The organism is Enterococcus sp. 10F3_DIV0382 (genome assembly GCF_002140245.1).
GTDB classification, from domain to species: domain Bacteria; phylum Bacillota; class Bacilli; order Lactobacillales; family Enterococcaceae; genus Enterococcus_B; species Enterococcus_B lactis.
Genome location: NZ_NGMF01000002.1, coordinates 82,441 through 98,718, shown reverse-complemented (window position 1 = coordinate 98,718; position 16,278 = coordinate 82,441). Strand labels below are relative to the sequence as shown.

13 protein-coding genes and 1 pseudogene are annotated in these 16,278 nt (G+C 36.4%); 3 read left to right on the top strand and 11 right to left on the bottom strand.

What is annotated here, in order from left to right:
• Nucleotides 1–28: 28 nt before the first annotated feature.
• The 9 genes and pseudogenes from A5849_RS11035 to A5849_RS10995 form a co-directional block, all read right to left on the bottom strand.
• On the bottom strand, nt 29–2,452 hold the full coding sequence (locus A5849_RS11035; protein WP_002314124.1) for a polysaccharide lyase 8 family protein: 2,424 nt from the start codon (nt 2,450–2,452) through the stop codon (nt 29–31).
• Between the two features lie 135 nt (nt 2,453–2,587).
• Nucleotides 2,588–3,394, bottom strand: coding sequence for a PTS system mannose/fructose/sorbose family transporter subunit IID (locus A5849_RS11030; protein ID WP_174132315.1), 807 nt, complete (start codon nt 3,392–3,394; stop codon nt 2,588–2,590).
• Entirely contained in the window at nt 3,381–4,178 is a 798-nt protein-coding gene (locus A5849_RS11025; protein ID WP_002341162.1) for a PTS sugar transporter subunit IIC, read from the bottom strand. The genes A5849_RS11030 and A5849_RS11025 overlap by 14 nt, the downstream gene beginning before the upstream one ends.
• A 23-nt stretch (nt 4,179–4,201) precedes the next feature.
• Nucleotides 4,202–5,128 (bottom strand): PTS mannose/fructose/sorbose transporter subunit IIAB, encoded by a 927-nt coding sequence (locus A5849_RS11020; RefSeq protein ID WP_002316822.1) that lies wholly within the window; start codon nt 5,126–5,128, stop codon nt 4,202–4,204.
• 211 nt (nt 5,129–5,339) lie between these two features.
• Nucleotides 5,340–6,029: a D-allulose 6-phosphate 3-epimerase gene (gene alsE / locus A5849_RS11015; protein WP_002314126.1), complete on the bottom strand. Its 690-nt coding sequence runs from the start codon at nt 6,027–6,029 to the stop codon at nt 5,340–5,342.
• 56 nt (nt 6,030–6,085) lie between these two features.
• A complete protein-coding gene (locus A5849_RS11010; RefSeq protein ID WP_086310103.1) occupies nt 6,086–7,183 on the bottom strand; it encodes a PTS fructose transporter subunit IIC in 1,098 nt (365 codons plus the stop codon).
• A 19-nt stretch (nt 7,184–7,202) separates the two neighbouring features.
• A complete protein-coding gene (locus tag A5849_RS11005) occupies nt 7,203–7,523 on the bottom strand; it encodes a PTS fructose transporter subunit IIB (protein WP_002345542.1) in 321 nt (106 codons plus the stop codon).
• 13 nt (nt 7,524–7,536) lie between these two features.
• Nucleotides 7,537–7,932, bottom strand: a complete 396-nt coding sequence (locus A5849_RS11000; protein ID WP_143353380.1) for a PTS sugar transporter subunit IIA — start codon at nt 7,930–7,932, stop codon at nt 7,537–7,539.
• Nucleotides 7,922–9,405: pseudogene (locus A5849_RS10995) on the bottom strand (transcription antiterminator). The gene A5849_RS11000 and the pseudogene A5849_RS10995 overlap by 11 nt, the downstream one beginning before the upstream one ends.
• 277 nt (nt 9,406–9,682) lie before the next feature.
• Between A5849_RS10995 and A5849_RS10990 the strand changes: the two are divergent.
• From A5849_RS10990 to A5849_RS10980, 3 genes are all read left to right on the top strand, one after another.
• Nucleotides 9,683–10,390: a GntR family transcriptional regulator gene (locus A5849_RS10990; protein ID WP_002290565.1), complete on the top strand. Its 708-nt coding sequence runs from the start codon at nt 9,683–9,685 to the stop codon at nt 10,388–10,390.
• 126 nt (nt 10,391–10,516) lie between these two features.
• Entirely contained in the window at nt 10,517–11,680 is a 1,164-nt protein-coding gene (locus A5849_RS10985) for a glycoside hydrolase family 88 protein (RefSeq protein ID WP_002310009.1), read from the top strand.
• A gap of 15 nt (nt 11,681–11,695) precedes the next feature.
• Nucleotides 11,696–13,483 (top strand): beta-galactosidase family protein, encoded by a 1,788-nt coding sequence (locus tag A5849_RS10980; RefSeq protein WP_002310008.1) that lies wholly within the window; start codon nt 11,696–11,698, stop codon nt 13,481–13,483.
• Nucleotides 13,484–13,609: 126 nt separating this feature from the next.
• On the opposite strand, the gene A5849_RS10975 is transcribed toward A5849_RS10980, so the two are convergent.
• A complete protein-coding gene (locus tag A5849_RS10975) occupies nt 13,610–14,443 on the bottom strand; it encodes a hypothetical protein (RefSeq protein ID WP_002345545.1) in 834 nt (277 codons plus the stop codon).
• On the bottom strand, nt 14,430–16,166 hold the full coding sequence (locus A5849_RS10970; protein ID WP_086310102.1) for a DUF2264 domain-containing protein: 1,737 nt from the start codon (nt 16,164–16,166) through the stop codon (nt 14,430–14,432). Before A5849_RS10970 ends, A5849_RS10975 begins: the two co-directional genes overlap by 14 nt.
• Between the last annotated feature and the right edge of the window lie 112 nt (nt 16,167–16,278).

Sequence of the window (16,278 nt, the reverse complement as noted above, 5' to 3'; positions counted from 1 at the left end):
AAGAATATTCTATTCTTGTGCGCTTTTTTTATTCCACGACAATTTGTTTTTGTGTATCCGATGTTTGCGAAAAATCAATAGTAAAGCGACCCATCTGCTCATCATAGGTAATTCCTTCACTCATGCTTTGAATAGCTTCAAAATCATTTGGTAATTCAATCGTTATTTTCGTCTTTGTATGAGCAAGATCAGCAAACGTATAACTTTTTTCTTGTTCGTTTATTTTCTTTAATACAGAAAGTGGTTTATCTGTTTTTAATCCATCTAATTCTCCACCAGTATTATCCCAAAAATTGATACCCAAATAACCGGATTCTTTTACTTTTACTGCTTGAATTTTTGGAGTATTTTGAAGAATAGTAACTGGTTCTTTTTCTGCATATTCTTTTAAACCTTTTTCGTTCACTCCGGGTAATATCACATATGCATAAGCTTCATTGATTGGATGTTTTCCATGATTGATCAAAAACTTCCGATAACTTCCATGATAAACTTCATCACTAGGAAATGATTCGTTGATTTCCCTATAATTACCTTGCCGTGCTTCACTTATCACTTTTACTGTTTCTTTCTCAGGAAAATAATAACCGATCGATGTTTCTGGTTGACTTGATTGTAACAATAACCATTCTTTTTCACTTTGTTCGGTTGGCTGGGTAATTTCTCCTGTTTCTGTTACAACTTTATAAGTAAACTGATCGTTTAATAAACGATTATCTATAATCGTTTCAATAGACGCATTTGTGTTACCGGTAATTCCCGAACCAAGCGCAATCAATTGATCGTCAAGCACAAACCACGATTTTTTCCCTTTGACATCCATTGGCAAAACTGTCCCATTATTCTTTGTTCCAGTTTTATTTAGAGCCATACCTACCACTGCCTGACCTTCATTTGATACACCGCCAACGGCTTTCTCATTTGATCGCACAGTCGTAAAAGAAGAGATTTCATCTTTTAAAGGGACTGTATCGACCGTTGTTCCTGGCAATCGATAAGGATCGACAGTCGGCCAATAGCTCTTACCGAATTGTACATCATCCTCATTATATAAGTAGACCATCCCATCCGATGTATGCCAACCACGTTTGTTTTCTTTATTTCCTGCTTCAAAAGAAGAGATACGGTTCGAATACATACTGATTCCTACCATATACTTACTGGTACGCTGAACAAAACGATCCATTTTATGATACATTTTTGTCCCTATGAATGGTAAATCCTTCCCTAAAATCGTCTGGTCTTCTAATAAGGATAGTGTCATGACCAGATCATTATAATCTCTTACATTCGTTATATAATACGAAGGGTTCAATTGCATCCAATATTTAACTGCTTCTTTTAGTTCCTTTTGCTTATCTTCTGGTGCAAATTTTGAAACAATCAATAAATTATACATCGTTGAAGACCCGTATCCTACCTTCGTCTTTGAAGGCGCACGCGAAATAGCGCGTCCATTCACCATGGGAAGCATTTCACCTTGGTAAATCAAAGGAATAAAGGCCTTCTCTACATTTTCTACGAAAGCGTGAATGTCATCAGAAGCTGCTGCATAAGAAGTCCCATCCACAATCGTAAAAATCTGTCCGACTCCTTTGATTAGTACATTCCCGTAAGAACCTGTATAAGGAATATCATTATGCTGGATAAAGGAACCATCTGCGTAAAACCCATCTCCACTTGTCACGAGTTGAAAAACATCTTTGATCCCATTCACTGCTTGATGGATTTTTGTGGCATCTTTTTGTAAAATACCTACTCCTAAAACAGTCAATGATAAGTCTGTTCGATTGGCACCAGTCGTTGAAAAGTTAGGGATAAATGCAAGGTCTACAAATGAATCTTGTGGTTTAGTATATAATTGCTGGAATGGATCAGGTACATATTGATTTAAAATAGCTGTATATTGTTGGATTTTTTCACTGGATAGCTCTTGGTGCAACAGTAGAAGGATATTCACAAATTTTTGTGGGATACCAATTTGCCAATCCCACCAATTTCCATAATACTTTTTCCCATCATATCCTTTTTTGGTAATCATAAAATCGATTCCCTCTTTAATTGCTGCAGCAACCTCTGGCTGTTGATAAAGTGTTGTCCCTTTTGTCTTATAGGCATAAGTAAGTTTCTGGAGTTTCGTAAATTGTGTCGTCAAATCTGCTGAAGAAGTATTTCCCGATTCAAGTGGCCATAGATAGGTCCGGTCAGGTGATTGATCCAATGTTTGATATAAATTTTCCGCTTCTTTTGATAACGCTTCTATATATGCTCTTAATGACTCATTTTCCGGACTTTCTTTTTCAAAGACAAGTTGACTTTTCCATCGTTCTTCCATCTTTTGAAATTCATCTTCCTCGGCAAAGGTTGATATACTCATTCCAAATAAACTAATTAAACTAAGCATACTCATCAAAAGAATCCTTCTACCCAAACCTTTTTTCTCCTTCTCCATCTTTGCTCCCTCTTTCTCATCAGATTGTATGAATATACAGAGGCTAAAATCACATTTATCTTAGTGAATGAGAAAACCGCTTAACCTCTACTTTTTGGACAAATATGTGAACGGACGTATCTCACTTTTCCTTTTTTAAGCTAAAATACCAAACGCACTTAATGCAATGGAAAGAATCAAAATGATCCAGATTACTCGTGTGGAATTCAATTTCTTTTGTCCCAACATCCAATAAGTTAATAAAACAAGTAACACCGGAACAAGAGAGGGTAAAATAGCGTCTAATGTATCTTGAATAACTAATTCCACACCATCTTTTTTATAAACAAATGGGACCGTTGCCTTTACCACGGAAGGAATCAAAGCACCAATTACCGTGACACCTAAAACTGTTGCGGCATTAGTGAATGCAGATAATTTGTTTTTCAAAGTTGTGACAAGTTTGACTCCTTGTTTGTATCCTAATGGTAATAACGCAGCCCGTCCAAATAACAAAACGATATTCGCGATGACCCAAATCACACATCCAACAATTGAGCCACTTTGAGCAAATGTTCCTGCAATCGATCCAAAAATCGTTCCCCAAATCACATGGAACAATGAATCACCTACGCCAGCAAGAGAACCCATTAAAGCTGTTTTTAAGGCAATGATTGTGTCTTTTGCTTTGTAACCATCTTCTTCTTCGATTGCCACATCAATCCCCATGATCAAATTTCCGAAAATCGCGTTGGTATTGAAGAATTGATTATGTGTACGCATCATATCTTGTAAGTGTGATTCGTCATTACCATAGAATTTTTTCAATACTGGTAATATCCCATATAAATAGCCAGAACTCATCATTCGTTCATAGTTCCAGTTCAGCTGACTTCCTAAAATATAGCGCCAACTAATCGCATTCAGCTCTTGTTTTGTTAATTTCTGGTTATTCATCCCCATCATATCCTCCTTCAAATGTTCCATTATTTGTGGCTGTCACTGTCGGATGTTCTGCTTTTTCACTATCTTTTTTAAATACAATAATTGCAGCAATCACACCGACGATTGAGATACCAAGCATTGGCACTTGTAAATAAGCGGCTAAAAAGAAACCCAATAGTAAATAAGGAATATATTGTTTTGTTGGAAGGTAATGCAACAAGATTCCCACACCCACGACTGGTAACACCCCACCAGCAGTTTTTAGTCCATTCATCAACCATTCTGGTGTATTTTCTGTGATCGTTGAAACAGCAGCATCACCGACTAAAAGCATCAATAAAATCGGAATGGCTCGTGATAATCCCCAAAGAAAAGAGCCAGATAAGACTAATCGCGGTATACGATTGATTTTCATATCATCAATTGCTCTATCTACACGATGCAAGAGATAAACATTACAAAAGCGAGCGACTACATCAAGTTGCAACATCAATAAAGATACTGGAACAGCCAATCCTATACCATACTCTGCACCTTTCCCAGAGATAACCGCAAATACTGTTCCCAAGACGGCTCCTGTGAAATAATCAGGAACTGATGCCCCACCGAAAGCCGCAATCCCTAGTCTCATTAGTTGCAATGTACCTCCAACCATCAATCCTGTTTTTAAGTCTCCCATAATCATTCCTGAAATCATACCTGCGATGGCTGGTTGTGTTAATGTATTTGAAATAAGCGAATCATTGATTGCAATAAAAGCATAAACCGTAATAAGAATAATTTGATACGCTGCTAAGTGCATACTTTCTTCCTCCTCATTTTTATTTAATTTCTCAGTTTATCCATGAAGTCAACAACTGGATCATTTGGTACCAATTGAGCGGTTACATTTATATCCATTGCTGCAATTGATTCGAACACATCAATTTCTTCTTCTAATACTTTGATACTTTTTGTTATGTCTTTTGATCCCTCTTTATAACTCATATTTCCAACATTTACGTGTGTTAGCTTTCCTCCGGCTTTCAAATAACGTAAGACATCTGTTGGATTTTTGAATACTAGGAATAGACGCTGTTTTCCATACTTTCCTGAACGTATATTTTTCGCAGCAGATTCAACCGGCAAAACTGAAAGTCTCATCGATGTAGGCGCTGCCATTCTTAAGGAAGATTTTTGTAACGAATCTGCTGCTGCTTCATCGTTGATTACAATGATACGCTGTGTGTGCAAACTGGGCGCCCAGATGCCCGCAACTTGTCCATGGATCAAACGCTCGTCTATCCTGACATTCACGATATTTTCTTTTCCTTTATATGCCTCATACAATTGGCTATTATCCTTTGGTAGGCTTGGTTCTTTTTCGATTTCTGTTTGTTTCATTTTTTGCTTCACATCAACAATGCCAGTTGTTGCTGCTTGGATCAATTCTTTTACCGTAGCAGTTGAATTCAACGTTGCTTCTATGACTAATGGTAAAGACATCCCTGCAATAATTTCCACATTTTCTGATTCTAGATAGTTACTTAATGCTACATTACATGGCGTACCACCTAAAAGATCTGCAATAATCAAGGATGAGCCGTTAAGGGCTTTCATTTTTTTTAATAATTCTTCTTCGAATTGCCGATTGTCCCCATCAGGCGTCAACGCAACGACATGAACATGATCTTGCTTTCCGACGATCATTTCTAAACTTGCCTTGACGCCTTCAGCCATACTGCCATGACTAATCAATATAATATTCTGCATCAATTTTCCTCCCCAAAAATAAAATCCTACTTAACATATTATCTTTTGTACAAGCACACTATAACATAGTTTATCTCATTCGTAAACCTAACATCTTAACATATTATGTTTTTTTATTTCTGTACAATTATCTAAAAAGTATCAGCATACAAAAAGGTGAGAGGCAAAAGTAACTCTTAAACTTTTGCCTCTCACCTTTTTAACTATTTCCTTATTCTATACTTTTTCCAGTTGTTTCCTCATAGTCTCTTTTCATGATGGCCCATGATTTCTCAATGTCTTCGTCTAAACCAAATAATCCACTACGGCCGATGATATAGATATCTGGTCCGGCATGATCAATTCGCTTAAATGATTTTCGATTCGAAGATCCGTCCATTTCAATCAAATAATGATATCCCTTTTCTTGACGAAGTTTTCTTAAATCAACGATTTTATCTAATGTGCTTTCGATGAAGCGCTGTCCAGCAAAACCGGGATCGACTGTCATGATAGTGATTTTATCCACTAAATCAATATAAGGGAAAATAGTTTCAATAGGTGTTTCAGGATTTAATACGACTCCTGCTTTTAGTCCTGCAGCATGGATCTGATCAATCAATCGAAAGGCTAGCCCATCTAAACATTCGACATGCATACAAATCCATTCGCATTTTTGTGAAATCAATTGATTCACCCAAAAACTTTGGTCTGTGACCATTAAATGGGCAGACATTGGTAAATGACTGATTTTTCGCACTTCCTCAATGAACCATGGAGACAATGTCAGATTAGGTACATAATGGCCATCCATGATATCGATATGATAAGAATCGACATGCTGATTCAAAAACTCAATTTGTTCCTTAAATTTATCCAGATCCATCGTCATTAAAGATGGTGAGAACAAAACTTTACTCATATATAAGACTCCTTTATTTAAAAATCAATGATTGAATCCCCGACTAAATGAAGGACTTAGAAAATCTGAATGTCTCCCAAGTCAATATCTTCTTCTTCCTTTTCCACTACGGATTCGACTTCTTTTCCCACATCTTTTTTAATAATTGCCAAAACAACGGCTGTCACAAGAACATTCACTAAGATTGCTATCACGCCTGCCCAAGGTCTGGACATCGTCGGAATCATCAATACACCGCCAAAGGGTACTGTTGCATCGGCGCCTAGGATCATTGTCGTTGCACCACCAGCAAATCCGCCAATAGCCGTAGCAACCACTCCTCGGACGATATCATTCATCACTAGTGGGATCACACCTTCGACAATATTGATCACACCCATTGGAACAGCTGATTTCAATGTTTCGACTTCCACTTTTGTATAGATGTTTTTCCGAAATATTTTTGCGACAAAGTAAGCTAATCCAAACCCGATAGGCGTCGCCGTATTCACCAATTGGAGGGCTGTAATTGGCCCATTGATTCCTTCTGCTTGCATTGTGAGAACAAAAGCAAAAACCGTTTTGTTAATTGGTCCACCATAATCAACGCCACTTAGTAAGCCGATCACACCGCCAAAAATCAACAAGGACGAATTACCTAATCCTTCTAAGAAATTCGTAAGAATAGACGTAAACAAGGCAACAGGAGTTCCAATGATATAGACCATGATTAACCCACCTAGGATAGAAGCAACAAAGGGAATAATCAATGTTGGCATCAGTCCTTTTGCCCAATTTGGGACTTTCACATGGTTTAAAATAGCTAACACGAGAAATCCAGAAAGATAGCCACCTAATATCCCTCCAATAAAACCAGCCCCAATAGCATTCGCTGTCAATCCGATGATGAACCCTGGAGCAATCCCTGGTTTTGCTGCAATAGAATAAGAAATCCCCGTTGCAATGACTACAGGAAGTAACCCTAAACCAGCGCCTCCCATTGTTGCTAAAGCATCAAAAAAAGAAAATTCACCTTGTACCAGTGTTCCTTGACTTGTCCCACCGAACGCCACCCCGATAGCAATCAAGAATCCTGCTCCACAAACGATTGGAATCAAATAAGAAATCGCTGTCAATAAATGTCCCTTTAAATTTAACTTTTTTATCTTTTCCATCTTTTTTCCCTCCTTATGATCAAGCAAGTTGTTTTTCAATTATTTCTTGTGCTTTTTCGATCAGTTTATTGGGTGACTTTACGGCGATTTCAGTGGGGACTTGAATGATACGTTTTCCTTCAAATCGTTCTCTGCCGCTTATTTTCACATCAATTGCCAGAATCACGAGATCTGCTTCTTTTATTTGCTCTGGGGTTAATTCATTCTCGATTCCAATCGTTCCTTGCGTTTCGATGTGCATCTCGTGTCCTGCTTTTTTGGCTGCATTTTCTAATTTTTCTTGTGCAATATACGTATGGGCAATCCCAACTGTACATGCGGCTACTCCTACGATTTTCATCTTTTGTCTCTCCTTATTTTCTTTTCTTTAATGTTTGAATAAATCTTTCGTCAGCTAAACATATCATGAAATTCGCTATTTTCTTCTTTTTTTCCGTAGTTTCGTTTGGCGAAAGCAATACAAAAAGAATCAAATCGACTTGTTCGATTGCTTCGTTCCATTGAATAATGGTTTTTTGGGGATACAAAATGATGATTTTTGATTCAGTGATCAACTCATGTTCAATATGAGGAAGAATGATCCCCTCTTCAATTTGAATATTTCCATTTTGTTCACGCATAAGAAAAGCTTCCATCAATATGCTTATTTTCTCTTCTTCTCCAGGGTAAAGTGAACTTGCTAACCAATGATATGCCTCTCGTTGAGAAGTAACGGATACTTCGATTTTTTCGATGAACTCATCTTTCATTATAGATTTCCCCAATCTTTTTCTGGATTCGTGATTGATCATCTGCTGTTAGCATCGCACTAACAAGTAATGTATGGACTCCTAATCGTGAGCGGATTCCAACTGTTGTCAAAATCAATTCGATGTTCGGATTTTTTTCTAAAGCCGTACGATAGTTTTTTGTCGCAATGACATCTACTATATTTAAGTCTGGAAATTTTTTGATGATTTTTGCTTTCAACAATTCAGAAGTTCCAATACCTGTCGTACACATAATCAATGTCTGAATCGGTAATTGTTGTGTTTCTAACATCCGTGCGAAATACAACGTTATGAAGCCAATCTCATCTGCAGTGATTAGAGGTAATTGAAGTGCTGACTGACTTCTTTAGATACTTCAGACACACTGTTATAGATTTTTTCATAGGTCAGCTGAATTTGGTCCAACAAGCCATTTTTTACGTGGATACGGTTTTTTAAGCGATTGATCATTGGTTTGATATGATTGGCTAGATCAATAAAAATACTTTCATTTGTCACTTTCATATTGATTCGTTTGCCTACTTTTTCTAAATAGTAAGTAGTGATTTTTTCTACCTCTTCTGGAAATTTTTTTATTTCTTTTGTTGTTTTTTCCATTCTTGAGGAAACTAGATACTGATAGAGATAGTAAGATTCATTCACAGATAACGAAGTTGCCAGATATTTTTCAACATTTTGTATAACGATTTCGGCTGTTTTTTTAATTTGGTTATCTTTTTCAAAGAATTCAATTTGTTCCGTGGTTAGTTCCTCTTCTCTGGCGGGAGCACTCCTTTTCCTTGAGCGACTGATCAAGATATACAGATGTGAAAAAATATTGACATTGTAAGGATAAGGAAGTCCACCTTCTAATATTTTTTCGATTAGCTTTAATTGATCTGAAACGAACAAGACATCGTAACGATTGAAATTGAACGTTTTCGAAGCATTTATTTCATCTATATCAAGGATATTCATGCGCCAAATAACTTCTGCAAGCCCGCTACGTATATCTTCTTCTAAACCTTTGATGGCTAATGTCCGATTTTTTCGAATCAATTGAAGATCAAACTTCCTCAACTTTTGGGCGATACTTTTCTCATCATTGGAAATTGCCGAATCACCCACCTCGTAGGCATTAAAAAGCTCAGATATCCTGATTGCTCTTGGTGAAGACAGTAAAAGTTCCTCCATTACACGATTCTGACGTTCATTTGGCGATAGACTAATTGATAGATTATTTGTTTCTTTGTTTCGTTCAATAAATTTTTCGTAGTCTAATTTATACCCTTTCCCCTTTTCTGATAAAATCAAGTGACCATTTTGAAATTCTGTATTTATTTTTTTTACTAAGCGGTAGACCGTTTTAGTCGAGGTATCTAATAAATCAGCTAATTCTTCTGAAGTCATGTAATGATTTTGTTTTGACAATAGTAGCACTAATTTATTTTCTCGATTCATTTGACTAGTCATGATCCTTCCCCCTTTGTATCTTTATCATAACCATTTTTACCCCATCTGTTTCACTGAAATTTGTCCATTGCATCAGACATTTTTGTATCCGCTTTCTAAAATGTGATGTTTTATCCCAATTTACTTCTATTATTTTTATAAAGTTCCACTAAATTTATCTACCGTCATAATTTTATTTACTTCTGCAATAGCAGACTTTATGGGTTTTAATTGATTTGGATATGTTAACATGTTATCCTATTAGATAATGATGATGAAAGAAAGGAAGACTTCTAGTATGATTCCTAAATACGAGCAAATCAAGCAAGACTTACTTGAAGAAATCAAAAACCACCACTTTATTCCTGGTGATAAATTTTACTCAGAAGCAGATATCAAACGGAAATATTCTGTTAGTTCAATTACTGCAGTCAAGGCTCTCAATGAACTAACTGCTGCAGGCTATCTCTATCGTATCCAAGGAAAAGGAACATTCGTTTCAAAATCAAAAGTTTCTCAAAGTGTGAAATTCTCTGATATCGAACTACATTCTTTAGATAAAGAAAAAGTTAAAGTACTCTCGATTGAGGAAGAAAATGAAATGGATATTTTAAAGGAATTAGGCTTACCAGCAAATGCTTCTTACTATAAAATTAAACGTGTTCGTTTCTTTGAAGACACACCCTTTTTGGTCCACATCACTCACTTACCAAAAAAATTAGTGAAAGAACCAATAGCAAAAGATATTTCTGTCTATTCAAGTATATACGAAAAAGTTCGTAAAGATTTTGGGATTGATCTTTTTTCCCTTGCTTCTGTGGAAACAAATGAAATTGTTTTCCCAGAGCATGCAGAACTACTTAATCTATTGAATCTAAGTTTCCGAGAACCTGTTGTACAACAAATCAAACACTCTTACTTAGCAGATCAAAGTGTAGCAGAATATATCATCAGTTATAAACATTGGAAATACTTTAAAACAAAAATTGAAGTGGAAGCGGAATAGCTTTCACTTTTTTGTTTGCTCTCTTCTAAGAAACTTTTTTAAATCCTCTTGAATACTCGCTTTTTTTTTCTAAATACGTTATACTATTTTCAAGTTAATATGTTAACATTTTAAGAGGAGGTAGCTATGAATCTTCAACAAAAAAAGGAAATGTTGATTGAATTGGGAACATTTGTAGATAAAAATTGGTTGGATGAACAATTTGAATGGTGCATGATGCGTATCAAAAAAAATATGGTTCGTTTCGGGTTAGATTTCCCTTCAGCTTGTGCAACAAACGGAAAATATCGAATCAAAAAAAATGATGATTGGACAAATGGTTTTTGGACGGGAATGCTTTGGTTATCTTATGAATGGACAAAAGAAGAGAAATTTCTAGTACGTGCAATGGAAAATATCCATAGCTTTCAAAAACGCTTAGACCAACACTTCATCCTTGATCATCATGATATCGGTTTTCTTTATAGTTTATCTGCTGGAGCCGGGTATAAAGTCGTGGATAGTCAGTTGTGTAAAGAATCGCTTTTACAAGCTGCGAATATTTTAGTGGCAAGATTTCAGAACAAAGGGAATTTTATCCAAGCTTGGGGAGCATACGGTGATCCTCTCGAATACCGCTTGATTATTGATTCTTTGATCAATCTTCCTTTGTTGTTCCAAGCATGTACGCTTTCTAATGACCCACATTATAAAGAAGTGGCTTTCAAGCATTACCAGACATTGTTGCATACCGTGATTCGTGAAGATGCCACGACTTTCCATACCTATTATTTTGACTCAAACACAGGAGTTCCAACACATGGTGCAACACATCAAGGTCATAGTGATGAGTCGATCTGGGCTAGAGGGCAAAGTTGGGCGATTTTAGGGATTCCACTAAACGAGCGATACTTGCATTCTGCTCCTTTTCCGTTGAACTACAAAGCGATCGTCGATGTTTTCTTAGAACATTTACCTCAAGATCTTGTACCTTACTGGGATTTTGATTTCAATGATGATTTTCCATCAGATAAAGACAGTTCTTCTCTAGCGATTGCTGCATGTGGATTATTAGAAGCAGAAAAAATGGAAGCGTATCCTGAAGCAAAAGAAATAGCAAAAGGAATGATTTATCAATTAGGAACACACTATACTGCTAAAAATGATCCAGAAAATGAAGGAATTCTTTTACATGGCGTTTATGCTCATGCGGAAGGAAAAGGAGTCGATGAGCCAAATCTATGGGGCGACTACTTTTATTTAGAAGCGCTTATGCGTTTAGCAAAACCTGAATGGAACACTTACTGGTAAGGAGAATGAATAGACATGCAAACATTTAAAATAAAAGACGAATTTTTAGTCGACGGTATTCCTACAAAAATCATTAGTGGGGCAATCCATTATTTCAGAATACCCCCTTCTCAATGGGAGCACAGTTTATATAATTTAAAAGCACTAGGAGCAAATACGGTTGAAACTTATATTCCGTGGAATCTTCACGAACCACAAGAAGGTTCCTTTGATTTTTCCGGATTCAAAAATGTCGTTCGATTTGTAAAAATTGCACAAGAATTAGACTTGATGGTAATTTTACGTCCTTGCGCCTACATTTGCGCTGAATGGGAATTTGGTGGATTACCTGCTTGGTTATTGAAAGAACCTAATATAAGAGTACGTTCTACCGATCCTCGATTTATGGAAAAATTGAAAAATTATTATCAAGTACTTCTACCAAAACTTGCACCTCTTCAGATCACACAAGGTGGTCCAGTCATCATGATGCAGCTCGAAAATGAATACGGTTCTTACGGAATGGAAAAATCTTATTTACGCCAAACAAAAGAATTGATGCTTGCACATTCGATTGATGTTCCTTTATTTACCTCCGATGGTGCTTGGCTAGAGGTGTTAGATGCTGGTACATTAATTGATGAAGACATTTTTGTGACTGGTAATTTTGGAAGCCACTCAAAAGAAAATGCGCAGGTCTTAAAAGAATTTATGCAGAATCATCAAAAAAATTGGCCGATCATGTGTATGGAGTATTGGGATGGATGGTTTAATCGATGGGGAGAACCTATCATTACGCGTGATCCCGAAGAATTAGCAACTGAAGTAAAAGAGATGTTAGAAATTGGTTCCTTGAATCTTTATATGTTCCACGGGGGAACAAATTTTGGTTTTTATAATGGGTGTTCTGCTCGAGGCAATACAGATCTTCCGCAAATCACAAGCTATGATTACGATGCACTATTAAACGAAGCTGGACAACCTACTGAGAAATATTATGCAGTTCAAAGGGTCATCAAAGAAGTTTGTCCATCTGTTTGGCAAGCAGAGCCCCGAACAAAAACGTTAAAAAATCTAGGGACTTATCCGGTAAATAGAAGCGTTTCTCTATTTCATATAAAAGAACAGATCTGTGAAGAAATCAAAACAGATTACCCTTTGACAATGGAACAAGCAAGCAATGGCTACGGCTATTTATTATATTCACTTACCTTAAAAAATTACGGACATAAAAATAAATTACGTTTAATCGAAACAAACGATCGTGCACAAATATATATTGACGGCAAATACGAACAAACGCAAACACAAGAAACACTGGGTGATGAAATGATGATTGAAGGACAAAAAAATCAGCCCACTATCGCATTAGATGTTCTAGTTGAGAATTTAGGAAGAGTTAATTACGGTGCAAAATTGAATAGTCCCTCCCAATCAAAAGGGATTCGCAATGGTGTCATGCAAGATATCCATTTCCATCTTGGATACCGCCATTACCCATTGACTTTCGAACAAGCTCAACTAGATAAAATCGACTATTCCGCTGGCAAAGACCCATCACAGCCTTCTTTTTATCAATTTGAGTTTGATCTTGCTGAAGAAGCAGATGCTTATATCGATTGTTCTTTATATGGTAAGGGGATCGTCATCGTCAATGGATTCAATCTCGGGAGGTACTGGAATCATGGGCCTGTTTTATCACTATATTGTCCAAAAGATGTACTAAAAAAAGGCAGAAATGAAGTGGTTATTTTTGAAACAGAAGGTATATCAATTGATACATTGATTTTTTCAGATCAACCAATAAAAAAAGATTTGTCATGAATGATCCAAAATAATCATCCTGTAAATTAGCTTATACAAAAAGGGAGTCCTACGAAAATCATTGTTCGATTTTCAAAGCGGATTCCCTTATATAGTGAATAGCTTTTCTATCATTATTTCTCTTAATCAAGTACAAGTGATTACTTCTCGTCCGAAAATCTCAATTTGTGTTAATGCTGGGAATGGTGATGTATCTTCTGCTTTTTTCAAATTTTTCAAAGTAACTGAACTCGTCATTTTTTCGGGAAAGTAAAACGATTGAAATTCAAGCGTATCTGTTGTTGATACTTTTATTGTTTCTCCATCAGAAAAACAAATAGAAACTTCTGTCCAATAGCTATCATGTGGATAATCTCCTCGAAACAAAAGATCTACTCGATCGGTTTGGATTGAGCGTCCAAAGTCGATCGTCAAAGTTGCATCTTTTTGTTGATTGATTCCCCAAGAAGTAAATGGATAGGATCCGTGTGAGCGATTACCAAACTTTCCGTCAATCGCATTTTTAGCAAAAAAAGTCACATCATTTCTCGTCTCTACATTAGCGTATGCATGTGGATATGCTCCACTGATCAATTTTTGATCATGAGGGTTTGTAGATACATTTCGATAGCTTTCCACTTCAAAATCATAGGCTTTACGAACATATATGTGATGTCTTTTTGAACGAAATCCCGTCTCTACTGAAGCTTTCGTTTCTTCTAGCGGAATCACATATTCCCATTTCTTCTCTGGAATATAAAGAAGTGTTGGTGCCAATGTTTCATCTAATTGCACAACAAAATAGTAATCATTTTTCTCTTTCGTTATGACCAGTTTGTCTCCTACTTCATATGTGTGATTTTTGATTGCTAAAACTGCTATTTCTTCTCCATTTGCAGAAAATACGGTTTCTTTTTTCTCGTGATCGATTTTGCCAATAACTACTTGATTATTTTTATTTTTTAGATCAATTTGGATCATTTTTTGCTCCTCCATTTATTATTCCGCCAACTAAACAAATAAAGCGATGGGTGCCAGGTTCGATTTTCTTTTTCAAATAGGGAAGATTGGTTCTTGGAAAGAATACAGAAGTATTTGGTTCTAGTACCTGAATACCTGCTTCTTCATACCCCTCGATTGCAATGATTTGAGACACATGCGTTTCTTTTATTTTCGCACAGTCTTTCGACAAAGTTATTTCTGGTTCTTTTACCAAAAGACTAAATCCGCCTTCTCTTATCTCTAAAGGAATCGTCGTATATATCTCATGGAATCGAACATGCCATTCACCAAATGGGTAAATTTCTGTTTGGATCAGCACTTCTTGGAATGGTTGCCATTCATACATAACAAAAGTCTCTGTTGCTTCACTACTTCGTACCTTTTTCTTTGTCCTGAAATATTCACCGTCTCTTGAAAGAGCTAATGTATTATCAAATGCCCCTTCTTCATATGTGATTCCCGCTTTTGGCACACTAAAGCCGAATTTAGTAGAGTAGACAAACTTACTATATTTCGCTGGGGCATGCGCTTGGCCATCGATCATCAAACCATGTGGATAACCAAGTACATGTTTTCCTTCTTTTGCCTGACACAAAAGCATATTTCCATTATCAATCAATCTTTTCTCTTTGGTATTGACTGGTTCAGGTTTGGCTTCCCAATACGGATGTTCTTTTTTAGTTGCTAGTAATAAAAATACTTTTAATGCCCAATAGGGAGACCCCGGTGCGTTATAACCTTCTGCCATCACAAGGTTCTCATAATGATACCCAATGGATAGCCGTCCGTCATAAGTAAAGATATCGTGTGTCATCCACTGCTTCAAATGGTTGGAAAGAAGCGTCTTTATCTGACCCCAAGGGATTGCTTCCACTTCTGCAAAAATCAATGCAGAAAAAAAAGCACCTTGTGCAAATCGATAGATGAGACTTCGTCCATAAGGTAACGCTTCTCCATCGGAGTCGAAATAATAAATATAGTCCTTCGTAAACTCTTTTGCACGATAGATGAATTTTTCTGACCATTCAGGAAAGTCGTCTTTCATTAACTTGGCAAAAATCAATCCATAATAATGAAAAGCAAAAGGAACATAGTAATCTTTTTGCGAAGATTTACCGTCGATATACCAGCCTTTTCCTACATACATCGTATCAATAAAGCGTAATTCTGCTTCCATTTTTTCTTTATCTAATGATTCACCACAATGTTTTAAAGCGATTCGGATCAAAATTTTGAAAAATGTCCAATTATTTTTAGGTATTTTTTTATCTAAGGCTTGTTTTAGCCAATGAATCAACTGTTGTTTGGAAGTGCCTGACAGTTCATCAAAGAAATAGTTTCGATTCAATAACAGATTCAAAGATAACGCTGCCATTTCTACGATATATTGGTCATAATCGTTAATATCCCCCCAATAAAAAGAATCTTTTGGATTCATCCCTTTCAAGATTTTCTTTCGATAGACGTCTTTCAACTCATCTTTCGTCTCATGGTTCATCCAATAAGGTGCCAATCCCCATAATGGACGAATAAATGCCTCCATTTCTGCTCTCTTCTCGTCATAAACCGCGCCGCTACTCCCTAGACGTACTCCTGGTTTTTCACTATTGAATAGTTCCTGTTTTAAAGGCAAAATTATCTCCTCTAGTGCTTCTTCAAAATCGCGCCGCGTCAAAAATAGATTTTGTTTTAACTGATTCATGACAACCCTCCGAATTCTTTTTCTTTAGGATACCATGGTAGAAAATCGGTTTCAGGAGAGACTTCTGAGTGAGATGAAAATGAAATGAGTGAGAAAACAGGATAGTCAAAAC

Excerpts from the sequence above, each read along its gene's own strand:
- A5849_RS11000 (WP_143353380.1), bottom strand. The coding sequence starts at position 7,932 with ATGAAAGATGAGTTCATCGAAAAAATCGAAGTATCCGTTACTTCTCAA.
- A5849_RS11010 (WP_086310103.1), bottom strand. The coding sequence starts at position 7,183 with ATGGAAAAGATAAAAAAGTTAAATTTAAAGGGACATTTATTGACAGCG.
- A5849_RS10990 (WP_002290565.1), top strand. The coding sequence starts at position 9,683 with ATGATTCCTAAATACGAGCAAATCAAGCAAGACTTACTTGAAGAAATC.
- A5849_RS11005 (WP_002345542.1), bottom strand. The coding sequence starts at position 7,523 with ATGAAAATCGTAGGAGTAGCCGCATGTACAGTTGGGATTGCCCATACG.
- A5849_RS11035 (WP_002314124.1), bottom strand. The coding sequence starts at position 2,452 with ATGGAGAAGGAGAAAAAAGGTTTGGGTAGAAGGATTCTTTTGATGAGT.
- A5849_RS11025 (WP_002341162.1), bottom strand. The coding sequence starts at position 4,178 with ATGCACTTAGCAGCGTATCAAATTATTCTTATTACGGTTTATGCTTTT.
- A5849_RS11020 (WP_002316822.1), bottom strand. The coding sequence starts at position 5,128 with ATGCAGAATATTATATTGATTAGTCATGGCAGTATGGCTGAAGGCGTC.
- alsE (WP_002314126.1), bottom strand. The coding sequence starts at position 6,029 with ATGAGTAAAGTTTTGTTCTCACCATCTTTAATGACGATGGATCTGGAT.
- A5849_RS11030 (WP_174132315.1), bottom strand. The coding sequence starts at position 3,394 with ATGGGGATGAATAACCAGAAATTAACAAAACAAGAGCTGAATGCGATT.
- A5849_RS10970 (WP_086310102.1), bottom strand. The coding sequence starts at position 16,166 with ATGAATCAGTTAAAACAAAATCTATTTTTGACGCGGCGCGATTTTGAA.
- A5849_RS10975 (WP_002345545.1), bottom strand. The coding sequence starts at position 14,443 with ATGATCCAAATTGATCTAAAAAATAAAAATAATCAAGTAGTTATTGGC.
- A5849_RS10980 (WP_002310008.1), top strand. The coding sequence starts at position 11,696 with ATGCAAACATTTAAAATAAAAGACGAATTTTTAGTCGACGGTATTCCT.
- A5849_RS10985 (WP_002310009.1), top strand. The coding sequence starts at position 10,517 with ATGAATCTTCAACAAAAAAAGGAAATGTTGATTGAATTGGGAACATTT.